Below are 21,720 nucleotides of genomic sequence, written 5' to 3'. Positions count from 1 at the left end.
CCGCCTGTCGAAAGTTCAGGTGGCGGCGGCGCGCCCCGAACGGCGCGACAGTGGCTCGACCGACGTCCCCTGAACTTTCGACACGATTCCCGGGGTGACGGCCGGCGGGAGTGCACGCCCGGCCGGGCGGGATTCAGCCGAGGGGGCGGAGGTCGACGGAGTCGGGGGCCGCGGCCGTCACGAACGCGAAGTGGGTGAAGCCGTCGGCCGCGAGCACGTCGAGGGCGGGCTTGACGTTCTTGGGTCGCGCGACGAGGCGCACGCGCGCGCCCTCGGCGACGAGCCGCGCCTTGAGCGAGAGCAGGTCGGCCGTGGCGACGTCGCGGTCGTGGAGGAGGGCGACCGCGCGGTCCTCGGAGCCGGCGGAGCGCTCCAGCAGGTCCACGAGCCGCTCGAAGCCGAGCGAGAACCCGGTCGCCGGCACGTCGGTGCCGAGGAAGCGGCCGATCATGCCGTCGTAGCGCCCGCCGCCGCCGAGCGAGTACGGCACCGAGGGGTGCGCGAGCTCGAAGATCGGCCCCGTGTAGTACCCCATGCCGCGCACGAGGAACGGGTCGAAACGCAGCAGCGCATTCAGCGGGTCGGCGCCTCGCGCCTGCATGACGGCCTCGCCGATCTCGGCGAGCTCGCGCACGACCGCGTCGTCGGCTCCCTCGGGGAGGGCCTTGCGGATCGCGCGCTCGCCGAAGGTCAGGAACTCCATCGTCTGCGGGCGCCGGAAGAACGCGTCGAGCGCATCGATGGCCGAGGCTGTGAAGCCGGCCTCGCGGAGCTCCTCGATCACACCGTCCTCGCCGACCTTGTCGAGCTTGTCGATCGTGATGAGCGCGCGCTCGTGCTCCGTCGCCGGGAAGCCGAGGGTCTCCAGCATCCCGATCAGGAGGCGCCGGTCGTTGATGCGCACGAACGCGCCCTCGAGCCCCAGCCGGTCGACCGTGTCGAGGCTCGCGATCAGCAGCTCGGCCTCCGCGCGATTCGTCGGCTCGCCGATGATGTCGATGTCGCACTGCACGAACTGGCGGTAGCGGCCCTTCTGCGGGCGCTCGGCGCGCCAGACCGGAGCGAGCTGGATGCTGCGGAAGACCGTCGGCAGCTCGGCGCGGTGACTCGCGTAGAAGCGCGCGAGCGGCACGGTGAGGTCGAAGCGGAGACCGAGGTCGACGAGGTCGAGGGGCTCGCGGGCGGCCTGCAGATCGTCGTGCGTGAGTCCGCGCTTCTGGATGCCGAATGCGAGCTTCTCGTTGTCGCCCCCGAGCCCGGCGTGCAGGCGGTCGCTGTCCTCCGCGACCGGGGTCTCGATCTCGTCGAAGCCGTGGGCCCGATAGCTCGCGCGGATGAGCGCCAGAAGCCGCTCGCGGTGCGCCTTCTCCGCGGGGAGGAAGTCGCGCATGCCGCGGGGAGGGTTCACTGCGTTCGCCACGGTCCCAGTCTCTCAGGCCGCCACGCCGTGTCCTCCCTCCGGTGCGCCGATCGAGCGGTCACACCGGCAGGGTGCGGAGGCCCCGAGACCGTGCGGGGATGACCGCTCGACCATGGAAGAGGTGCGAGGTGGGGGGTGGCGCCGGGTGGGTGGGGTGGGTCAGGGGCGGCGCTCGGCCGCGTGCACGTCGGCGCGGAGGGCGCGGATGGCGGAGCGGAGCGCGCGCTCGGGATCGAGGCCCGCGTCGCGCGCGCCGGTCACGATCGCGAGCAGCTGCGCGCCCAGCTCCTCCTCGGATGCCGGGACCGCAGCCGCCCCCGGCACGACGCCGACCTTCGCGGCGCGCCCGACCACCTTCTCGGCGAGCGCGAGGGCGGGCATCCCGGGCGGGATCCCGTCGAGCACCGAGGTGCGGTCGGCCTTCTCGACCGCCTTGATCGCCTCCCAGTTCACGGCGACCTCGTCCGGGGTGTCCGCAACCGCGTCGCCGAACACGTGCGGATGCCGGCCGACCATCTTCGCGGTCATGTGCGCCGCGACGTCCTCGATCGTGTACTCCCCCGCCTCCGCCGCGATGTCGGCGTGGAAGAGCACCTGGTACAGCACGTCGCCGAGCTCCTCGATGCGCTCCTCGCGCGTGCCGGACTCGATGGCCTCGACGAGCTCCGCGCTCTCCTCGACGAGGTACCGGACGAGCGACTCGTGGGTCTGGGCGCGATCCCAGGCGCAGCCGCCGGGAGCCCGCAGCCGCTCCAGGGTCGCGATCAGCTCGTCCAGCTGGGGATGCGGCGCCGGCTCGGTCATGCCGCCAGGCTAGGCGGTCGGCCACCAGGCGGGCAGGACGAGCGCGAGGGTGCGCAGCACGGCGTCGCGGTCGCGCGGCGCCGGGGTGCCGAGCCACACGGCGAGCGCCCCCACGTGGCCGTCGGCGACGTAGCGGAGCGCCATCGTCCGTCCGAGCTCCACCGGGACGCCGGGCGCCGTCGGCACGGTCACCGCGCCGAGGTCGACGAGCAGGCGTGCCGACGCCTGGAAGTGCGCACCGAGGAACGCCTGCACCGCCGATCCCGCGGCGTCGTCGAGCCGCCGGTACACGGCCTCGCGGCGGTCCAGGTGATCGAGGACGCCGAGGGTGACCGACCGCATCCTCTCCGCCGCGTCGGCCGCGGTGGCACCGTCGAGGCGGGCGCGGAGCGGATCGAGCTCCGCGGCGAGCGCGGCCCGCAGCAGATCGACGGGCGACGCGGCGTGCTCGTAGAAGGTCGTGCGGTGCACGCCGGCGAGCGCGGCGACGTCGGTCACGGAGACCGCGGCGATCTCGCGCTCTCCCGCGAGCGCGAGCACGGCGTTGAACATCCGACGGCGGGTGCGCTCGGCCCGCTGTTGAACCGTCACGACAGAGAGGCATCACCGTGGCCAGCTACGACGTCGCCGACCGATCCGCCATCGTCACCGGAGGAGGCCCCGGCATCGGCCGGGCCGTCGCCCTCACCCTCGCCGCCAGCGGCGCCACGGTGCTCGTCCACGACCTCCGCGAGGACAGCGCCGCGGCGGTCGTCGAGGAGATCCGGGCGGCCGGGGGCGCCGCCGAGCCGTTCACGGGCGACGCGTCCGACCCGGACGTCGCGCAGGCCGCCGTCGAGGCCGCGAACGCACTCGCGCCGCTCCGTATCGCGGTCAACAACGCCGGCATCGGCGGCCCCGCGGCCGAGATCGGCGAGTATCCGATCGACGGCTGGAACCGCGTCATCGACGTGAACCTCACCGCGGTCTTCTACGGCCTGCGCGCGCAGCTGCCGGCGATCGCCGCGAACGGCGGCGGATCGATCGTCAACATGGCGTCGGTGCTCGGCTGAGTCGGCACACCGCTCTCGTCCGCCTATGTGACGGCGAAGCACGGCCTGCTCGGGCTGACGCAGAACGCCGCCCTCGAGTACGCCGACCGCAAGGTGCGCGTGACCGCGGTCGGCCCCGGCTACATCGCGACGCCGCTCCTCGACGCGAACCTCGACCAGAGCCAGAAGGACGCGCTCGCCGCGCAGCACGCGCTCGGCCGGCTCGGCACCCCGGAGGAGGTGGCGGGCCTCGTCGCGTTCCTCGCGTCCGACGCGGCGACCTTCGTCACCGGCAGCTATCACCTCGTCGACGGCGGCGGCTACGCGGCGCGGTAGCCGTCAGACGGTCTGCACCTCGCCGGTCACCGGGTCGCGCTGCGGCGGCGCGACCCGGGGCATGGCGAGCGCCGCGCCGATCGTCACGAGGATCACGGCGGCGACGACGGCGAACACCCACGTCGACGACAGCGTGACCGCGACCGGGTTCTTCTCCCCCAGCCCGGTCGACTGGATGACCCCGTTCGCGATCGCGCCGAGCACGGCCGCACCGACGGCGCTGCCGATGGTCCGCCCGAACGACTGGACGCCGGTCACGACGCCGCGCTCGTTCCACTCGACGCTCGACTGCGCCGCGACGAGCGACGGCGCGACCGACCAGCCGAACCCCCATCCGACGATGAAGGCCGTGACGGCCACCGCCGCGATCGACGGCGTCATGCCGAACGCGGCGAGCGCGACCGCGCCGACCGTGGAGATGGTGAGCCCGACGATCGCGGTCGCGCGGAACCCGTATCGCAGGTAGATCCGGCCCGAGAGCGCGGCGGCCATCGGCCAGCCGAGGGTGAGCGCGGCCACTGCGAGACCGGAGACGAGCGGCGGGGTGTGGAGCGTCCGCTCGAGGTAGGTCGGCACGAACGAACTGAGCCCGATCGTCGCGGCGCTCACCCCGAATCCGATGAGCGCGGCCGTCATCACGACGCGTCGGCGGAACATGGGCAGCGGCAGCACCGGCTCCGCCGCCCGCCGCTCGACGAGCACGAAGCCGGCGATCGCGAGGACGCCGACGGCGAAGACGCCGACGCTGAGCGGCGAGTTCCATGCCCAGCCCTCGCCGCCCTCCAGGAGGCCGAGGATGATCGCGGTCGACCCGACCGTGAGGAGCACGGCGCCGGGCACGTCGATGCGGTGCCGGGTGCGGGTCACGCTCTCGTGGTAGCCGCGGAAGATGAGCACCATCGCGAGCACGCACAGCGGCACGTTGACGAAGAAGATCCACCGCCAGCTGAGGAACTGCGAGAACAGGCCGCCGAGCGCCGGCCCGACGACCGACGCCATGCCCCACATGCTCGCGACGTACCCCTGGACCCGGGCGCGCTCCTCCACCGAGTAGATATCGCCGATGATCGTCATCGACATCGGCTGGACGGCACCGGCGCCGAGCCCCTGGATCGCGCGGAACACGATGAGCGCGGTCATGCTCCAGGCGACCCCGCAGAGGATCGAGCCGACCAGGAACAGCACGATGCCGATGATCATGATCGGCTTGCGCCCGATCATGTCGGCGAGCTTCGCGTAGACCGGCACGAGCACGGCCTGCGCGAGCAGGTAGACCGAGAACAACCACGGGAACTGCGTCGCGCCGCCGAGGTCGTCGACGATCGACGGGACCGCGGTCGCCAGGATCGTCGAGTCGATCGCGATGAGCGCCGTCGACACCATCGCGCCGAGCAGGATCGGCCCTCGCTCCGACCGCAGTCCGACCTCGCTCCGTGGCATCCGATTCCCTTCGACGGACTAACGATCCCCTGAACCAAAGCCGCGCGCGAATCCGGGCATTCCCGTCCCACCTCGGCGGCTTGCGAGGATGGGCGGATGCGCCTCGCGTTCGTCGCCCTGCTCGTGCTGGTGCTGGCCTTCCTGCTGTGCCGGGCGGTCACCCGCGAGCGCCGCTCGTGGCGCCGGTTCCAGCGGCTGACCGCGACACGCGCGCGACAGCGGGTCTACCGGCGGTGGCTCATCGAGTCGGTCGTGATCATGGGCGGGATCTCGGCGGTGCTGCTCCTGGCGACGTGGCCGCTGCTCGGGCGGGTGCTCGTCGACACCCAGGCGTGGGGGCCTGTCGCGACGGCGCGCGACGTGTTGGCCGGCGGGGTCGGCGCGGGGGTCGCCGCCGGGGCTGCCGTCGCGTTCGTGGCCGCGCTCCTGCTCCCGGCCCTCCTGCTCCGGGGGAAGGTCGACGAGATCCCGGCGATCGGCGACGTGCAGGCGCTCCTGCCCCGCAACCGCGCCGAGCTGCCGTACGGCGTGGGCCTCGGCGTCTCGGCCGGGGTGTTCGAGGAGACCCTCTTCCGCCTCGCGATGCCCGCGCTGATCTTCGGGATCGTGGGCGACGGGCCCATCGCGTTTCTCGCGGCCACGGTGGTCTTCGGAGTGCTGCACCTCTATCAGCGCTGGACCGGGGTGCTGTTCGCGACGCTGCTCGGCCTGGTGCTCTCGGCGCTCTACGTGCTCACGGGGTGGATCTGGGTGCCGATCGTCGTGCACGCGCTGATCGACCTGCGCTCGCTCGTGGTGATCCCGCTGGCGCTCGGCACGGCGAGGCAGCGGGTCGGATAGCGCCGCCGACGCGGATCGAAGCCTCGCAGCGGAGGGTCTCGATACGCCGCCTCGCGGCTACTCGACCCGCAGGCGGGCGCGCAGGGCGTCGAGCGCGGGCTGCAGCGCATCGGGATCGCGGAGCGCACGGCGGGCTTCGCCGAGCAGCTTCCGCGCCTCGGGATCGGCGCCGTCGCGACCCAGGTCGACGCACGCGCGGGTCGTCGCGATCCACTGCGCCGCGCGCGGGCGCCGCGCCCGGCGGAACACCCGGTGCCACGCCTCGTACGGGCGCGACACCTTCGCGAGGTCGGCGAGCGCACCGCGGAGCGCGTGCGCGGTCTCGTCGTCCTGGGTCGCCATCCGCTCCTGCAGCGCCGCGAGCACCGCCCCGAGCCGCCGCCGGATCGTGCCCTCCGACCGCACCGGCAGCACGACCCACGCGATGAGGAGCGCCACGACGGAGCCGAGCAGGATCTCCTCGAGCCGCTCGCCGAGCAGGAACCCGCCATCCCCGCCGCCGGGGCCGCCCTCGAATCCCTGCACGATCGACAGCGCGAGCGTGAAGAAGAGCGCCCACCAGACGTAGCCGAACTCGCGCAGCAGCACGGCGAGGAAGACGATCGCGACGAGCAGTGCGACCGCGCCGGCGCTGGGGGCGCCGAGCCGCGCGACCGGCACGAGCGCGAGGAGCGTGCCGACGGCCGCCCCGCCCACCCGCTGGAGCCCCTTCCACAGCACGTCGGCCCGGCCGGCGTTGCCGACGGTCACGACGACGACCGTCAGCACGATCCACGCCCAGCGATCGCCGAAGAACACGAAGCCGATGACGAACGCCAGCCCGAGCGACAGCGCCATCTGCGCGGCGAGCCGGTCGGTCGCGGTGAGGCGGGGCGACCGGCGGGCGGCATCGGCGGCGGGACGGGGAGCAGGATCCGGGCGCTCCCACGCCCGCTTGCGCGGCGGCAGCAGCCGGATCGCGCGGGCGCCGAGCTGCAGCAGCGTCACCCAGGCGAACGCGATGAGGGCGACGACCGGCGGGACGAGCCAGGCGACCGCGGCGAGAGGCCCCGTCGGATGCTGCGGGATCGGGGCGGGCGCCACCAGCAGGGCGACGAACGGCAGCACGAGCAGCGACCCGATCCGCCGCGGCACCGCGCCGAACCGGCGCAGCCAGACCGAGAGCGTCATGCCGAGCACGTAGACGAGGGCGCCGACGACCGGCAGGTGCAGGAGCAGGAATCCGATGCCCGCCGCCGCGAGGCCGATGACCGGGAGCGCGATGCCCGCCTCGATGCGCCCGCGCGCGTCCCTCTCGAGCTGGCTGCGGGAGAGCGTGATGCAGAGCATGGCGCCGAGGACCGCGGGGCCGAGCTCGGGCACGAGCGGCACCGTCGTCGCGAGGGTCAGCACGATCGCCAGGATCGTGACGACGGCGGTGCCCCCGGCGAGGCGGAGGCGGCGGGCGTTCGTCGTCAGCCAGGTGCGCACGGTCGCGGGTCCGGGGGCGGTGTGGGTCTCGATACGCCGCTGCGCGGCTACTCGACCCGCTCGGGGGCGGGCGCGGGCGCCGCGATCGGGAAGATCGCGTCGAGGAGCTCGCCGACCCAGGCGACGAGCGCCGCGTCGTCGGCGTCCTTCGGCAGCGGCACGCTCAGCGCCTTCGCCTGCGCGAACAGCCGGGCGCCCGGGTAGAGGCGCTGGAGGCGCACCTGCAGGGAGTCGGGCAGCTCGGCCGGGGCGATGCGCAGGTTCCCGCCCATGGCGACGACGTCCGAGAGCGACGACTTCTGCGCCCGGCGCCGCAGCCGCGACACCGCCACGAGGTTCGCGACCTGCTCGGGCGGCTCGCCGTAGCGGTCGGTCAGCTCCTCCACGACCGCGTCGAGCGCGTCGTCGGAGCTGGCCGGCGCGGCCGCCGTCGACAGCTTCTGGTAGGCCTCGAGCCGCAACCGCTCCGACTCGATGTAGTCCTCCGGCAGGTGCGCGTCGACGGGCAGCTCGAGCCGCAGCTCGGTCTGGCCCTCCGCGACGTCGCCGCGGAACGCCGACACCGCCTCACCGATCATCCGCAGGTAGAGGTCGAACCCGACCCCGGCGATGTGCCCGGACTGCTCGCCGCCGAGCAGGTTGCCCGCGCCGCGGATCTCGAGATCCTTGAGGGCGATCTGCATGCCGCCGCCGAGCTCGTTGTTCGCGGCGAGGGTCTCGAGCCGGTCCTGCGCGGTCTCGGTGAGCGGCTTGTCGTCGTCGTAGAGGAAGTACGCGTAGGCGCGCTCGCGCCCACGGCCCACGCGCCCGCGGATCTGGTGGAGCTGGCTGAGCCCGTACTTGTCGGCGCGGTCGATGATGAGGGTGTTCGCGTTCGCGATGTCGATGCCGGTCTCGATGATCGTCGTCGTCACGAGCACGTCGAACCGCCGCTCCCAGAAGTCGACGATGACCTGCTCGAGCTGGCTCTCGCTGAGCTTGCCGTGCGCGACCGCGATGCGCGCCTCCGGAACGAGCTCCGCGAGCTGCGCCGCGACCCGGTTGATCGACGAGACGCGGTTGTGCACGAAGAACACCTGGCCCTCGCGCAGCAGCTCGCGCCGGATCGCCGCCGCGACGGTCTTCTCGTTGTAGGCGCCGACGTAGGTGAGGATCGGGTGCCGGTCCTCCGGCGGCGTCGCGAGCGTCGACATCTCGCGGATGCCGGTCACCGCCATCTCGAGGGTGCGCGGGATCGGCGTCGCCGACATCGCGAGGATGTCGACGTTGGTCTTCAGCTTCTTCAGCGCGTCCTTGTGCTCGACGCCGAAGCGCTGCTCCTCGTCGATGATGACGAGCCCGAGGTCCTTGAAGCGGATCTGGTCGCCGAGCAGCCGGTGCGTGCCGATGACGACGTCGACCTCGCCGGTCGCAAGGCCTGCGATCGTCTCTTTCGACTCCTTGTCCGACTGGAACCGGCTGAGCGCCCGCAGGTGCACCGGGAACCCGGCGAATCGCTCCGCGAAGGTCTCCATGTGCTGGCGCACGAGCAGCGTTGTCGGCACCAGCAGCGCGACCTGTTTGCCGTCCTGCACCGCCTTGAACGCGGCGCGGACCGCGATCTCGGTCTTGCCGTAGCCGACGTCCCCGGAGATGAGACGGTCCATCGGGATGGGCCGCTCCATGTCGGCCTTGACGTCGTCGATCGTCTGCATCTGGTCGGGCGTCTCGACGAACGGGAACGCCTCCTCGAGCTCGCGCTGCCACGGGGTGTCCTTGCCGAACGCGTAGCCCTGGCTCGCCATGCGCGCCGAGTAGAGCTTGACGAGCTCCACCGCGATGTCGCGCACCGCCTTGCGGGCGCGTCCCTTCGCGGCGGCCCAGTCGGATCCGCCCATCTTGCTGAGCGCGGGCGCCTCGCCGCCGACGTAGCGCGAGAGCAGGTCGAGCTGGTCCATCGGCACGTAGAGCCGGTCGCCGGGCATGCCGCGCTTGGAGGGCGCGTACTCGAGCACGAGGTACTCGCGCTCGACCTTGGCCGAGGTGACGCTCGTGCCGAGCGGGCCGCGCGCGGTGCGCTCGCCCGACGCGACCTCGCGCTTCACGAGCTCGACGAAGCGCCCGATGCCGTGGGTCTGGTGCACGACGATGTCGCCCGGCTTCAGGGCGAGCGGGTCGACGACGTTCTTCCGCCGGCTCGCGAGCTTCTTCACCTGACGGGAGTCGATGCCCGCCGCGCGGCCGTAGAACTCGGCCTCGCTCAGCACGGCGAGCTTCGCGGCGGGGACCTCGAATCCGGCCTCGAGCGCCCCCTTCAGCAGGTAGGCGACGCCCGCCTCCGGGTCGGCGGGGAGCGCGTCCACCGGACGCCCGGCCGCCTCGCGTCCGGCGAGCACGTCGGCCGCGCGCTCGACGAGGCCGGTGCCGCCGGTCGCGACGGCGACGGTCCACCCCTCGCGGAGCAGCTCGGCGACGTGGTCGGCGGCGCCCTCGGAGCGACCGGCGAAGGCGGGCACCGGCTCCGCCTCGATCCGGATGCCGTCGTCGTCCCCGGCGTCGAACGGGCTGAGCGTCCACCATGGTCGCTCACCCGCGGCCCGGCGGAGCCCGGAGACGCTGAGGAAGTCGCCGGCGTTCAGGTCGATCGGCGCCTGCGCGCCCGCGGTCGCCGCGCTCCAAGCTGCTTCGAGGAACTCCTTGTTCGTCTCGGCCAGGCTGAGCGCGCGGGTCGCGACGCGCTCCGGCCCGAGGATCGCGACGGCCGCCTCGGCGGGCAGGTAGTCGGTGAGCGGCACGAGCCGGTCGAGCAGGGCGGGCGCGAGCGACTCCATCCCCTCGACCGGGATGCCCTCGGCGATCTTCGCGAGCATCTGCTGCAGGGTCGGGAACTCGTGCGCCATCTCCGCGGCGCGCTGCCGGACCGACGGGGTGAGCAGCAGCTCGCGCGCGGGGCCGAGCTCGGCGCGGCCGGCCGCTCCGGCTCCGGTCGCCTCCGGCAGCGAGCGCTGGTCGGCGACGGAGAAGGCGCGCAGCTGCTCGAGCTCGTCGCCGAAGAACTCGGCGCGGAGCGGGTGCTCGGCCGCCGGCGGGAAGACGTCGAGGATGCCGCCGCGCACCGCGAACTCGCCGCGACGGGTGACGAGGTCGACCCGCGCGTACGCGGCGTCGACGAGCCGCTCGGCGAGCGCGGCCAGGTCGTAGCCGCGGCCGCCCTGCTCGAGCACGATCGGTTCCAGCTCGGCGAGGCCGGGAGCGAGCGGCTGCAGCGCGGAGCGGACGCTCGCGACGAGCACGAAGGGCGCCGAGCGGTCCCAGAGCCGGGCCGCCCGCAGCGCGTGGAGGCGCCGCCCGACGGTCTCCGCGCTCGGCGACAGCCGCTCGTGCGGGAGCGTCTCCCACGCCGGGAGCTCGAGCACCGTCGCCTCGGGCGCGTAGCAGTGCAGCGCATCGCGGACGGCCTGCGCCTCGCGGCTCGTCGCGGTGACCGCGAGGAGCGCCGACGCGGGACCGCGCTTCTGCAGCATCGCCGCGAGGACCGGCACGCGCAGGCCCTCGACGAGCGAGAGATCCGCATCGCGATCGGCGGCCGCGAGGGCCGCATCCAGCACGTGGGCGCGCTCCAGCGCCGTGATCATCTGCCCGAGTGCCACTCGTTCGAGTTTACGGATGCCCTCCGACGCCCGCTGCGCGCGGCCGCTCCGGCGCCGCGAACACCGCCCCGGCCGGCCCTCCTCGGCGCAGGCTGTGACGAATGACGGAGATCCGATCGGCATGGACGTCGGGAACGCCGTGATCCCGCGTCACAGCGCTGCCGAACGCCCGAGTCTCCGTCATCCGTCCCTCCCCCTGGCGTTGAGGGACGAATGTGCACGGGCGGGCATCGATCTCACCGTCTGAGGGACAAATGACGGAAACGGGATCGAATGCGACGTCACGATCCCCGCGATCTCGGGAGCAGGCCCTTGCCGAGGCCCACGATCTCCGTCATTTGTCCTGGACTGCGACGAGGAGGACGGCGACGAGGGGGCCGGATGCGGGAGGGCGGCGCGAGCGCCGAGGAGGACCCGCTCAGGCGGGGCTGTGGAAGCGCTGCTGCGCGGCGACGAGACCGTCGGTGATGAGGAGCTCGGTCGCGTCCGCGGCGTCGGACAGGACCGACGGCAGCACCTCGCGCTCCTGCTTGCTGAAGGGCGACAGCACGAAGTCGGCCGGATCCTGCCGGCCCGGCGGGCGCCCGATCCCGATCCGCACGCGGGCGAAGTCGGGGGTGCCGAGCGCGGACGCGATGTCGCGGAGGCCGTTGTGGCCGCCGTGGCCGCCGCCGACCTTGAGCTTGATCGTGTCGAAGGGGATGTCGAGCTCGTCGTGGAGCACGACCACCCGATCGGCCGCGAGCGAGTAGAAGCGCACGAGCTGCGCGACCGGGCCGCCCGAGGTGTTCATGAAGGTCGCGGGCTTGGCGAGCACGAGCCGCGCGCCGCCGGGGGCGATGCGCCCCTCGGCGACGGCGGCGTTCGTCTTGTGGCGCTTGAAGGTCGCCCCGATGCGGGAGGCGAGCTCGTCGAGCGCCATCTGCGCGACGTTGTGACGGTGGCCGGCGTAGCCGGGCCCGGGGTTGCCGAGCCCGACCACGAGCCAGAGATCGTCCGCCATCGCGGGCAGTGCGGGGGCCGCGGACTACTCCGCGGACTCCTCGGCGGCGTCGCCCGACGCCTCGGCCTCGCCCGACTCGCCGGCCTCGGCCCCGGCCTCCGCAGCGGCCTCGTCGGCGGCGAGGTCGTCGTCGGTCGGCGCGGCCGGGGTGGTGACGGTGAGGATGAGCAGCTCCGGCTCGCTCTGGAGCGTCGCGCCCTGCGGCAGCTCGAGGTCGCTCGCGGCGACGTGGGTGCCCTCCTCGGCACCCTCGACGTTCACGACGACGCGCTCCGGGATGTGCGTGGCCTCGACCTCGAGCGAGACGGTCGTCGCGTCCTGCACCACGATCGTGCCCGAGAACGACTCGCCCTCGACGTGCACCGGCACGTCGACGACGACCTTCTCGCCGCGGCGGACGACGATGAGGTCGAGGTGCTCGATGACCTGGTGCACCGGGTCCTTCTGCACGTCCTTGACGAGCGCGAGCTGGCTCTTGCCGGCGATGTCGAGGTCGAGCACCGCGTTCGCCTTGCGGATGATGAGGCTCACCTCGTGGCCCGGCAGGGTCACGTGCTGGGGCTCGGTGCCGTGGCCGTAGATGACCGCAGGGATCTTGCCGGCGGCGCGGATCTTGCGGGCCGCGCCCTTGCCGAACTGCGTACGGAGCTCGGCGCTCAGGGTGTTGTCGTCAGCCATGGCTGTCTGGTTCCTTCTCTATCTGGAGTGTCGGCACTGCGAACGCCGGACCATCTCCGAAGGCCTGTCAGACCGGAAGAGCCGCCCACCGCGTCGATCACGGATGCCCCGCATCCCTCGCCGAAGTTCGGTGAGCGAGTCTACACGCGGTCGGAGGGAGGCGGCGCGGGCGGGTCGTACACCGACGTCGTGCGCGGGAAGATCTCGTCCATCGTCCGGAGCGGGGTCTCCCGCTGGTAGCCGATCGACTCCTCGACCTCGGGCTCGGGCTCGAGGCGTCGCCGCTGGGCACCCCGGACGAGCCCTGCGATCGCGGTCGCGAGGAGGAGCATGCCGAGCAGCGCGAGCTGGCCCGTCCCGACGAGGTACCCGGCGCCCCGCCCCACCTGCGCATCGAGGGCGGAGACCGGTGCGAGCGCCGGCGGCACGAACAGCGCTCCGAACCCGGCGGCCGCGAGCACGATCCCGAGGACGAGCGCGCCGAGCGACGACCAGCGCACGGTCGCGACGACGATGACGAGGAGGACGGCGGCGGCGAGCACCAGCAGCGCGCCGAACAGCTCGACCACGGCGCTCAGCCGCAGGAGGACCGCCTGGACGACACGGGATCCGCCGATCGCGAGCACCGGCAGCAGCCCCACGCCCAGCACGAACGCGAGGATCACCGAGACCACCCGGCCCGCGACGCCGGAGCGCGCCTTCCGGGCGGCGAGCGCGATCCCGCCCACGAACATGACGACGCCGGTCAGGAGCAGCATGCCGGTGGCGGCCGCGTAGTCGACCCCGGTCGCCACGCTCTGGTTCGCCTGGTGAAGGGGCCGGAGCACGGCGTAATAGATCGCCGGCGACACCAGGAGCGCCGCGGCGCCCGCGACGAGGTGGATCGCGCCGACGACGATCACGCCGAGCGACGACCATCCGGCCGTCAGCATCGCGAGCGCGACGAGCACGATCCCGACCACGGCGATCGAGGCCGACAGCGCGGCGCGCTGGTCGAGCCCACCCGCCTCGAGGGCGCCGCGGGTCAGCGCCGTTCCGGCACCCCAGAGCAGCGACTCCCCCACCACGGTCGTGACGATGGCGACGATCAGGCTGAGGACGGCCCGCATGTCTCGACGCTAGCGAGGGCGCCCGCGACTGGCTAGTAGAACTCGACCGGGTCGACGACGTTGAGGAGTTCCTCACCGTCGAGCAGGCGGCGCGCGTTCTCGGCGAACAGCTCCGCGACGATCCGCGGCTCGTGCGCGTCGACCCCCGCGGTGTGCGGGGCGATCACGACGTTCGGGAGGTCCCAGAGGGGGCTGTCGGCGGGCAGCGGCTCGACCGCGAACACGTCGAGCGCGGCGAAGCCGACCCGGCCGTCCTGCAGCGCCTCGATGAGCGCCGGCTCGTCGACCGTCGACCCGCGCCCGACGTTGACGATCGTGGATCCCGGCTTGATCCCGGCGAGGACCTCGCGGCTCAGCATCCGCTCGGTCGCCTGCGTGCCCGGCAGCGCGAGCACGATCGCGTCGGCCTCGGCGGCGACCTCGGCGAGGCGCTCCACCGGCTCCACGCGCTCGACGCCCTCCGCCTCCACGGGCCGGCGATGCACGCCCACCACGTGATACCCGAGCAGGGCGAGCTTCTGCGCGGTCGCGCGGCCGATGCTGCCGAGCCCGACGACGGCGACGGTCTGGTCGACCGCGGCGGGCATGACCAGCCGCCCCCGCCACTCGTGCCGGATCTGGGCGACGCGCAGCTCCCCGAGGCGGCGGCCTCCCGCGAGGACGCCGAAGACCGCGAACTCGGCGAGCGGGCCGGAGTAGGCGCCCGCGGACGTGGTGAAGACGACCCGCTCGCGCGCCGCGTCGTCCAGGTGCGCGGCCTTCACGATCTGCCCGCCGCCCGCCTGGATGGTCTGCACCCAGCGCAGGCGCGGGTTGGCGGCGACGGTCCGGGCGAGGGCCTGGCCCGACGCGTCGGGGGCGCCGAGCAGAGCATCCGCCGTGTCGACGAGCGCGTCGAAGCGGGCCTGATTCTCGGGATTGCGCTCCGTGCGCAGCTGCCAGTCGACGCCGGGCTCGCGGAGGAGGTCGGCCTCGTAGACGAGATCGACGCGCGGTTCGCGGCGCACCAGCTCGGCGAGATCGGCGTCGGGGAAGGGCGCGGTGACAACCACGCGGAGTCGGTCGGCCATGCCGTCACAGTAGCCTGGGGGCATGGCAGCCACGGACGTCCCCCAGGCCAACATCGGAGTCGTCGGACTGGCGGTGATGGGCTCGAATCTCGCGCGCAACCTCGCGAGCCGCGAGGGCAACACCGTTGCGATCTTCAACCGCACGAAGGCGAAGACGGACGAGCTCGTCGCCGAGCATCCCGAGGCCGGCTTCATCGCCACCGAGAGCTACGAGGAGTTCGCCTCGCGCCTCTCGACGCCGCGGACCACGATCATCATGGTGCAGGCCGGCAAGGGCACGGACGCCGTGATCGACGAGCTGACCAAGGTGTTCGAGCCGGGCGACATCATCGTCGACGGCGGCAACGCGAACTTCCGTGACACCATGGCGCGCGAGAAGCGCATCAGCGAGACCGGCATCCACTTCGTCGGCACCGGGATCTCGGGCGGCGAGGAGGGCGCGCTCCACGGGCCGTCGATCATGCCCGGCGGGTCGGACGAGTCGTGGGAGACGCTCGGCCCGATCTTCCGCTCCATCGCGGCGCTCGCCCCCGACGGCGAGCCGTGCGTCACGCACGTCGGCCACGACGGTGCCGGCCACTTCGTGAAGATGGTGCACAACGGCATCGAGTACGCCGACATGCAGCTCATCGCCGAGGCCTACGACCTCATCCGCCAGGGCACGGGCAAGAGCCCCGCCGAGATCGCCGACATCTTCGACGAGTGGAACACCGGCGACCTCGAGTCGTACCTCATCGAGATCACCGCGCAGGTGCTGCGGCAGGTCGACGCCGAGACCGGCAAGCCCCTCGTCGACGTGATCCTCGATCAGGCCGGCGCCAAGGGCACGGGTGCGTGGACGGTGCAGAACGCGCTCGACCTGGGCGTGCCGGTGTCGGGCATCGCGGAGGCCGTGTTCGCGCGGTCCCTGTCATCGAAGCCCGGGCAGCGCGAGGTGGCGCAGAAGACGCTCCCCGGACCGACCGCCGAGTGGACGATCGAGAGCCCGGACGAGTTCGTCGAGGACGTGCGGCTCGCGCTGTACGCGTCGAAGGTCATCGCGTACTCGCAGGGCTTCGACGAGATCATCGCGGGCGCCGAGGAGTTCGGCTGGGACATCGACAAGGGCGACATCGCCAAGATCTGGCGGGCCGGCTGCATCATCCGCGCCCGGTTCCTCAACCGGATCACCGACGCCTACGCCGAGAACCCCGACCTGACGTCGCTCGTCACCGCCCCGTTCTTCGTGGACGTCGTGACGGCGGCGCAGGGATCGTGGCGCCGCGTCGTGTCGATGGCCGCACACGCGGGCGTGCCGGCGCCGGCGTTCTCGTCGTCGCTCGCCTACTACGACGGCCTTCGGGCGCCGCGCCTGCCCGCGGCGCTCATCCAGGGGCAGCGCGACTTCTTCGGGGCGCACACCTACAAGCGAGTCGACAAGGACGGGATCTTCCACACGCTGTGGTCGGGCGACCGCTCGGAGATCGAGACGGAGGGCTCCGGCCACTGACCGCGCGGCGGGTCGAGTAGCGCCGCCGGCGCGTATCGGATCCGTCGTCGGCGAGGTCTCGATACGCCGCTCCGCGGCTACTCGACCCACTCCGGGGCGTCGCTGCCGAGGGGGCGCGTCCCGCGCGCCCAGGCGAGGCGCGTCGCGCCCCCCGACAGGGGCGGCGCCACGAGCGCCGCGGGGCCCCAGGCGGTGTCGATGGGCGAGCTCGGCGGCGCGGTGCGCGGATCGCCGAGCGGCCCGCGCTCGAGCGCCGCGGCCGCTTGCAGCTCGAGGGCCGTCCGCGCCAGGGACAGCCGGGACGTCGACCCGACCCGGTCGCGCACCCGTCGGGCGAGCCCCCGGAGCACGGCGGCCGCGTCGAGGTACCCGGTCGCGTGGTCGAGCGCCTGCACGGGGAGCGGCGTCGGGCGCGCGCGCGGATCCTCGCCCGGCCACGCGATCCCGGTCGACATCTGCACGAGGCTGTCGAATCCGCGGCGGAGCGCCCACGGACCTCTCCAGCCGTAGGCGTCGTGGCTCACGTCGACGAGCCCGGGGCGGAGGCGCCGGCGTTCCTCGGCGGGGAGGCCGAGGCGATCGAGGGCGTCGGCGCGGTAGCCGTGCACGAGCACGTCGGCCTCGGCGAGCAGTTCGCGCAGTCGCGTCATCCCGTCGTCCGTGCGCAGGTCGAGCCGCGCGAGACGCTTGCCGAGGGTCACGTCGATCTCGAGCGCCGGCTCCGCCCAGTCGGGCGGATCGATCCGCAGCACCTCGGCGCCGAGGCCGGCGAGCAGGCGCGTCGCGACCGGCCCGGCGAGCACGCGCGTGAGGTCGAGGACCCGCACCCCGGCGAGCGGTCGGTCCGCGGTCGGCCGCCAGCGCTCGGGCTCGGGCGGTGCCGCGCCGGTCGTCTCGACCGCGGCGAGCGGCTCCACCGCGACCGCAGCCCACTGGGGATGCCGCGCCCACTCCTCGGGCGAGCGCAGCCGCGCCGCCGCTCCCCCCGCCGCGACGATCGCCGACTCCAGGGCGTCCGCATCGTGGTCGGCGACCGCGGCGGCCACCGCGTCGCGGTCCGCGGCGACCCCGAGCACCCCGAGCGCCGCCGCCCGGTGGTGCGGCGCGTTGGTGTGCAGCCGCACCCAGCCGTCGCGCGCGCGGTAGTCGCCGGCGATCGGATCCCAGGGCGCGGGAGCCTCCCACCCGTCCGGCCGGACGGCCGACGCGAACCAGTGGTCGGCCAGCCCCCGGTCGACGCGGACCGGCCCGGCGTCCAACCCGAGCGCGCGGAGCAGCTCGGCCAACGCCAGCCCCGTCGTCGCGATCGACGCGGTCGCGAGCTCCGACACCGGAAAGCGCGACGGCAGCAGCGCGGTGCCGGTGATCTCGACGTCCCCGGGCGGGGCGCCGATCCCGGTCGCCATCCGCTCCTGCACAGCCCGCTCCGTCGGCGTCGCATCCACGACCAGAGCGTACGTCCGAGGCCGTTTGCTACCCTGGCGCACGCGTGCCGACCCGACGGCACTGAGACGAGACCATGCCGATTTCACGACGACTCCCCTCGCTGCCCGACCGGCGGCCCCGCGATCGACGCCGGGGCCGACGCCGCCACCCGCACCATCTGCAGCGCTGGGAGCTCGCGCTCGGCGGTGTGTTCGGCATCGGCGCCATGGCCCTCGGAGCGGCGCTGTTCGCCGGGCAGCTCGCGGCGCCCACTCCCCGGCAGGCGCTCTCGGCGTACGTCTCGACGCATGCGCAGAAACTCGACGTCGACAGCAACGAGGTGCCGGCGCCGGTGGCCTCGGGCGCGGCGGCCGCGTCCGGGCCGGCCGCCATCATCACGACGCCGGTCGGCGACGACACCACGACCTCCTCCCTCGCTCGCGACGGCTACGACGCGACCGCGGGCCTCCAGACGCTGGCCGCGAGCGGCACCAACTACGACTGGGCCAAGATCGTCCTCCTCGACGGCGGCTGGCCGCAGACCGACGCGAACGTCACCGTCATGACCCGCTGGATGCGCCAGGAGAACGGCGCGAACGACTGGTGGAACCGCAACAACCCGCTCAACATGGGCAACGGCGGCTTCGCGAGCTTCCCGAGCCTCATGGTCTCCGCGGCGGGCGTGGCGAAGCTCATCCACTCCAACCCCGGCATGGCGGGGATCGATGCCGCTCTGTCGGCCGGCGACGACACCGCGCGGACCGAGTCGGCGATCTGGAACTCGAACTGGGCCGGCGGCCACTACGCCTACGGCGCCCACTGGCACTACACGCCGGTGGACCGGGTCACCGCGCCGGCATCCGCCTGGTAGCCGCCCTCCGCCGGATCACCTCGGCCACGACGGGGCCGGGCGCGAGAAGCAGCAGCCACCACAGCCCGACGTCCGGCACCATCGCGGCGAGCGCGGTGATGAGCACGCGCAGCGCGATCGGCAGCCAGCCGGCGGCGCGCTCGAGTCGGGACTCCGGCGACTCCGCCAGCAGCCCGGCGCGGGCCAGGACCTCGTGCTGCAGCCGCGTGAGCCCGGCTGCCAGCGTGAAGACGCCCAGATAGACGACGAGCGAGAGCCGGTCGGAGGCTCCCGACACCGGCCCGACGACGAGCGCGGTCGCGATCGGCAGCGCGACGATCGCCGCGATCCATCCCAGCGCGATGTTGAGGACCGCCGGCCTCCAGCCGGTCGCACGCCGGAACAAGGCGTGGTTGTTGCGCCACGACGCCGCGATCATCCAGAAGCTGACCCCGGCCGCGATGAGTTCCGCGCGGATGCGGTCGTCGCGGAAGAACTCCGTCGCGGTGGTCACCTTGAGCGCCTCGTCGACGAGCGGAAGCGCCAGGAGGGTGATCGCGATCGCGACGACCGCGTCGCCGAAGAACAGGATCCGATCGAGACCGACGGAGTCGGTCGACTCCGTCGCGCCGTCCGCCACGGCCGGCTCTACGCGGCGCCGTCGAACATCGAGGTGACCGACCCGTCGTCGAACACCTCGTGGATCGCGCGCGCGACCAGCGGCGCGATCGGCAGTACCTGCAGGCGGTCCCAGCGCTTCTCGGCCGGTACGGGCAGGGTGTCGGTCACGACCACCGAGTCGATCGCCTCCGACTGCAGGAGCTCGACCGCCGGGTCCGAGAACACGGCGTGGGTCGCGGCCACGACGACGCCGAGCGCCCCGTGCTTCTTGAGCGCCTCGGCGGCCTTCACGATCGTTCGGCCGGTGTCGATGAGGTCGTCGACGATGAGGCACACCCGCCCCTCGACCGGTCCGATGATCTCGTGGACGCTGACCTGATTCGGGACGAGCGGGTCGCGGCGCTTGTGGATGATCGCGAGCGGAGCGCCGAGCTTGTCGCTCCAGACGTCGGCCACCCGCACGCGGCCCATGTCGGGGCTGACCACGGTGAGGGTGTCGGGGTCGAGCTGCTTCTGGAAGTGCTCCAGCAGGACGGGCATCGCGAACAGGTGGTCCACCGGCCCGTCGAAGAAGCCCTGGATCTGCGCGGCGTGGAGATCGACGCTCATGATGCGGTCGGCTCCCGCCGCCTTGAACAGGTCGGCGACGAGACGCGCCGAGATCGGCTCGCGCCCGCGGCCCTTCTTGTCCTGCCGGGCGTACGGATAGAACGGCGCCACCACCGTGATGCGCTTGGCGCTCGCGCGCTTGGCCGCGTCGATCATGATGAGCTGCTCCATGAGCCACTCGTTGATCGGGCTGGTGTGCGACTGGATGACGAACATGTCGGCGCCGCGGACGCTCTCGTCGAATCGGGCGTAGATCTCGCCGTTCGCGAAGGTGCGGGCGTCGGTGTGCACCAGCTCGGTGTCGAGCTCGCGGGCGATGTCCTCGGCGAGCTGCGGGTGCGCCCGACCGGAGACGAGGACGAGGCGCTTGCCGCCCGATGAGGTGATCTCCGACACGTTTCGCCCTTCGTCGCCGACGGGCTCCAGCCTATCGGCTCAGTCGTCGGTGCCCGCCGGGCGATCGGCGGCATCCGCGGCCGCGCGCGCCGAGTCGGTGCCGGCGCGGTTCTTCTCGACCCAGCCCTCGATGTTGCGCTGCGGGGCGATGGACATCGCGAGGGCGCCGGGCGGGACGTCCTTGCGGACGACGGCCCCGGCTCCCGTCTTCGCCCCGTCGCCGACCGTGACCGGGGCGACGAACACCGTGTGCGAACCCGAGTGCACGTGCGACCCGATCGTGGTCGGGTGCTTGGCGACGTCGTCGTAGTTGGCGGTGATCGCGCCGGCCCCGATGTTGGTGTGCTCGCCGATCGTGGTGTCGCCGACGTAGCTGAGGTGCGGGACCTTGCTGCCGACGCCGATCTTGGCGTTCTTGGTCTCGACGTAGGTGCCGATCTTGCCGTCGGCGCCGAGCTCCGTGCCCGGGCGGAGGTAGGCGAACGGTCCCACGGAGGCGCGCGGGCCGATGAGCGCGAGGGTCGCGTCGGCGCGCTTCACGACCGCGTCCTCCCCCACCTCGCAGTCGACGAGCGTCGTGTCCGGGCCGATGCTCGCGCCGCGGTCGACCGTCGTCGCGCCCGCCAGGCGGCTGTTCGGCCAGATGACGGCGTCCTCGCCGATCGCGACGTTCTGGTCGATCCAGGTCGTCGCCGGGTCGACGATCGTCACGCCGTTCAGCTGGTGCCGGCGCACGATGAGGGCGTTCAGGCGCGCGGCCTGGCGCGAGAGCTGCACGCGGTCGTTGACGCCCTCGACCCGCCACGGCTCGGCGACCGGCACCGCCGCGATCGCGGACCCGGCGGCGGCGAGAAGCCCGACGACGTCGGTGAGGTACCGCTCGCCCTGCGCATTGTCGGCGGCGAGCCGCGGCAGGTGCTCCCGCAGGGCGGCCGCGGCGAACACGTAGGTGCCGGAGTTGATCTCGGCGACCGCGCGCTCGGCGTCGGTCGCATCCTTCTGCTCGACGATGCGCACGAGCCGCCCGTCGGCGTCGCGGACCACGCGGCCGTACCCGGTCGGATCCTCGACGACCGCGCTCAGCAGGGTCGCCGCCGCCGCGGTCGCCCGGTGGACGGTGAGCAGCTCGCCGAGGGTGCCGGCGTCGAGCAGCGGCACGTCGCCGCTGACCACGACCACGTCGCCGTCGAAGTCGGAGGGCAGGGCGGCGAGCCCCGCCTCCGCGGCCCGACCGGTGCCGGGCATCTCGTCCTGGTCGGCGACGACGGCCTCGGGCGCCCACTCGGCGACCGCCGCCGCGACCGCGTCGCGCTCGTGCCGCAGCACGGCGACGACGTGCGCGGCGCCGAGCTCCCGTGCGGTCTGCAGCACGTGCCCGATCATCGGGACGCCGGCGATGGGGTGCAGCACCTTCGGCGTGCGCGAGCGCATTCGGGTGCCGGCTCCCGCCGCGAGGACGATGACGGCCAGTCGGGAGTCGGTCATGCGTCCATTGTGCCG

Annotated in this window: 17 protein-coding genes and 1 pseudogene; 4 read left to right on the top strand and 14 right to left on the bottom strand. The window is 73.2% G+C overall.

What is annotated here, in order from left to right:
* Positions 1-133 precede the first annotated feature (133 nt).
* The 3 genes from ACTHM3_RS03685 to ACTHM3_RS03675 all read right to left on the bottom strand — a co-directional run bounded on the left by ACTHM3_RS03685 (position 134) and on the right by ACTHM3_RS03675 (position 2,815).
* Positions 134-1,390 (bottom strand): histidine--tRNA ligase, encoded by a 1,257-nt coding sequence (locus tag ACTHM3_RS03685; protein WP_440404785.1) that lies wholly within the window; start codon positions 1,388-1,390, stop codon positions 134-136.
* A gap of 189 nt (positions 1,391-1,579) precedes the next feature.
* Positions 1,580-2,224, bottom strand: coding sequence for a MazG family protein (locus tag ACTHM3_RS03680; RefSeq protein WP_440404735.1), 645 nt, complete (start codon positions 2,222-2,224; stop codon positions 1,580-1,582).
* Between the two features lie 9 nt (positions 2,225-2,233).
* Complete coding sequence (locus tag ACTHM3_RS03675) at positions 2,234-2,815, bottom strand: TetR/AcrR family transcriptional regulator (protein WP_440404734.1); 582 nt, start codon at positions 2,813-2,815, stop codon at positions 2,234-2,236.
* A 17-nt stretch (positions 2,816-2,832) separates the two neighbouring features.
* Between ACTHM3_RS03675 and ACTHM3_RS03670 the strand changes: the two are divergent.
* Positions 2,833-3,591 (top strand): annotated as a pseudogene (locus ACTHM3_RS03670) (SDR family NAD(P)-dependent oxidoreductase).
* A gap of 3 nt (positions 3,592-3,594) precedes the next feature.
* Here ACTHM3_RS03670 and ACTHM3_RS03665 read toward each other — a convergent pair.
* On the bottom strand, positions 3,595-5,031 hold the full coding sequence (locus ACTHM3_RS03665; protein WP_440404733.1) for an MDR family MFS transporter: 1,437 nt from the start codon (positions 5,029-5,031) through the stop codon (positions 3,595-3,597).
* 96 nt (positions 5,032-5,127) lie between these two features.
* On the opposite strand from ACTHM3_RS03665, the gene ACTHM3_RS03660 reads away from it, so the two are divergent.
* Positions 5,128-5,871: a CPBP family intramembrane glutamic endopeptidase gene (locus ACTHM3_RS03660; RefSeq protein ID WP_440404732.1), complete on the top strand. Its 744-nt coding sequence runs from the start codon at positions 5,128-5,130 to the stop codon at positions 5,869-5,871.
* 57 nt (positions 5,872-5,928) lie between these two features.
* Here ACTHM3_RS03660 and ACTHM3_RS03655 read toward each other — a convergent pair whose 3' ends face one another.
* The 6 genes from ACTHM3_RS03655 to ACTHM3_RS03630 form a co-directional block, all read right to left on the bottom strand.
* Complete coding sequence (locus ACTHM3_RS03655; protein ID WP_440404731.1) at positions 5,929-7,341, bottom strand: FUSC family protein; 1,413 nt, start codon at positions 7,339-7,341, stop codon at positions 5,929-5,931.
* A gap of 47 nt (positions 7,342-7,388) precedes the next feature.
* Positions 7,389-10,970 (bottom strand): transcription-repair coupling factor, encoded by a 3,582-nt coding sequence (gene mfd / locus ACTHM3_RS03650; protein WP_440404730.1) that lies wholly within the window; start codon positions 10,968-10,970, stop codon positions 7,389-7,391.
* Positions 10,971-11,388: 418 nt separating this feature from the next.
* Positions 11,389-11,973 carry an aminoacyl-tRNA hydrolase gene (pth, locus tag ACTHM3_RS03645; RefSeq protein WP_440404729.1) on the bottom strand — a complete coding sequence of 195 codons (585 nt, stop codon included), beginning with the start codon at positions 11,971-11,973 and terminating at the stop codon, positions 11,389-11,391.
* Between the two features lie 24 nt (positions 11,974-11,997).
* Positions 11,998-12,651 (bottom strand): 50S ribosomal protein L25/general stress protein Ctc, encoded by a 654-nt coding sequence (locus tag ACTHM3_RS03640; protein WP_440404728.1) that lies wholly within the window; start codon positions 12,649-12,651, stop codon positions 11,998-12,000.
* A gap of 140 nt (positions 12,652-12,791) precedes the next feature.
* The gene (locus ACTHM3_RS03635) at positions 12,792-13,760 is read right to left on the bottom strand and encodes a hypothetical protein (RefSeq protein ID WP_440404727.1); all 969 of its coding nucleotides are present in this window, start codon (positions 13,758-13,760) and stop codon (positions 12,792-12,794) included.
* A 32-nt stretch (positions 13,761-13,792) separates the two neighbouring features.
* Positions 13,793-14,830, bottom strand: coding sequence for a D-2-hydroxyacid dehydrogenase (locus tag ACTHM3_RS03630; RefSeq protein ID WP_440404726.1), 1,038 nt, complete (start codon positions 14,828-14,830; stop codon positions 13,793-13,795).
* Positions 14,831-14,852: 22 nt separating this feature from the next.
* Between ACTHM3_RS03630 and gndA the strand changes: the two genes are divergently transcribed.
* Positions 14,853-16,319, top strand: coding sequence for an NADP-dependent phosphogluconate dehydrogenase (gndA, locus tag ACTHM3_RS03625; RefSeq protein ID WP_440404725.1), 1,467 nt, complete (start codon positions 14,853-14,855; stop codon positions 16,317-16,319).
* Positions 16,320-16,396: 77 nt separating this feature from the next.
* Here the strand turns inward: gndA and ACTHM3_RS03620 are convergent, their stop codons facing one another.
* The gene (locus ACTHM3_RS03620; protein ID WP_440404724.1) at positions 16,397-17,764 is read right to left on the bottom strand and encodes a CoA transferase; all 1,368 of its coding nucleotides are present in this window, start codon (positions 17,762-17,764) and stop codon (positions 16,397-16,399) included.
* A gap of 74 nt (positions 17,765-17,838) precedes the next feature.
* Between ACTHM3_RS03620 and ACTHM3_RS03615 the strand changes: the two genes are divergently transcribed.
* Positions 17,839-18,615, top strand: a complete 777-nt coding sequence (locus ACTHM3_RS03615; protein ID WP_440404723.1) for a hypothetical protein — start codon at positions 17,839-17,841, stop codon at positions 18,613-18,615.
* Here ACTHM3_RS03615 and ACTHM3_RS03610 read toward each other — a convergent pair.
* Genes ACTHM3_RS03610 through glmU form a run of 3 tightly spaced genes read right to left on the bottom strand, consistent with a single transcriptional unit; the run spans position 18,590 to position 21,705 of the window.
* Positions 18,590-19,234 carry a TMEM175 family protein gene (locus ACTHM3_RS03610; protein ID WP_440404722.1) on the bottom strand — a complete coding sequence of 215 codons (645 nt, stop codon included), beginning with the start codon at positions 19,232-19,234 and terminating at the stop codon, positions 18,590-18,592. The two genes, ACTHM3_RS03615 and ACTHM3_RS03610, sit on opposite strands and share 26 nt — an antisense overlap.
* Before the next feature lie 8 nt (positions 19,235-19,242).
* Positions 19,243-20,220, bottom strand: a complete 978-nt coding sequence (locus ACTHM3_RS03605) for a ribose-phosphate diphosphokinase (protein ID WP_440404721.1) — start codon at positions 20,218-20,220, stop codon at positions 19,243-19,245.
* Positions 20,221-20,259: 39 nt separating this feature from the next.
* Positions 20,260-21,705 (bottom strand): bifunctional UDP-N-acetylglucosamine diphosphorylase/glucosamine-1-phosphate N-acetyltransferase GlmU, encoded by a 1,446-nt coding sequence (gene glmU, locus ACTHM3_RS03600; protein WP_440404720.1) that lies wholly within the window; start codon positions 21,703-21,705, stop codon positions 20,260-20,262.
* Between the last annotated feature and the right edge of the window lie 15 nt (positions 21,706-21,720).

The organism is Pseudolysinimonas sp. (assembly GCF_051954455.1).
Taxonomy (GTDB): domain Bacteria; phylum Actinomycetota; class Actinomycetes; order Actinomycetales; family Microbacteriaceae; genus Pseudolysinimonas.
The sequence above is the reverse complement of the archived record's forward strand: the minus strand, read 5'-3'. Positions and strand labels throughout refer to the sequence as shown.

Bases quoted from the DNA above. Each gene is read 5' to 3' on its own strand.
- ACTHM3_RS03685 (WP_440404785.1), bottom strand. From the start codon at position 1,390: ATGCGCGACTTCCTCCCCGCGGAGAAGGCGCACCGCGAGCGGCTTCTG.
- ACTHM3_RS03680 (WP_440404735.1), bottom strand. From the start codon at position 2,224: ATGACCGAGCCGGCGCCGCATCCCCAGCTGGACGAGCTGATCGCGACC.
- ACTHM3_RS03665 (WP_440404733.1), bottom strand. From the start codon at position 5,031: ATGCCACGGAGCGAGGTCGGACTGCGGTCGGAGCGAGGGCCGATCCTG.
- ACTHM3_RS03660 (WP_440404732.1), top strand. From the start codon at position 5,128: ATGCGCCTCGCGTTCGTCGCCCTGCTCGTGCTGGTGCTGGCCTTCCTG.
- pth (WP_440404729.1), bottom strand. From the start codon at position 11,973: ATGGCGGACGATCTCTGGCTCGTGGTCGGGCTCGGCAACCCCGGGCCC.
- ACTHM3_RS03640 (WP_440404728.1), bottom strand. From the start codon at position 12,651: ATGGCTGACGACAACACCCTGAGCGCCGAGCTCCGTACGCAGTTCGGC.
- ACTHM3_RS03635 (WP_440404727.1), bottom strand. From the start codon at position 13,760: ATGCGGGCCGTCCTCAGCCTGATCGTCGCCATCGTCACGACCGTGGTG.
- ACTHM3_RS03630 (WP_440404726.1), bottom strand. From the start codon at position 14,830: ATGGCCGACCGACTCCGCGTGGTTGTCACCGCGCCCTTCCCCGACGCC.
- gndA (WP_440404725.1), top strand. From the start codon at position 14,853: ATGGCAGCCACGGACGTCCCCCAGGCCAACATCGGAGTCGTCGGACTG.
- ACTHM3_RS03615 (WP_440404723.1), top strand. From the start codon at position 17,839: ATGCCGATTTCACGACGACTCCCCTCGCTGCCCGACCGGCGGCCCCGC.
- glmU (WP_440404720.1), bottom strand. From the start codon at position 21,705: ATGACCGACTCCCGACTGGCCGTCATCGTCCTCGCGGCGGGAGCCGGC.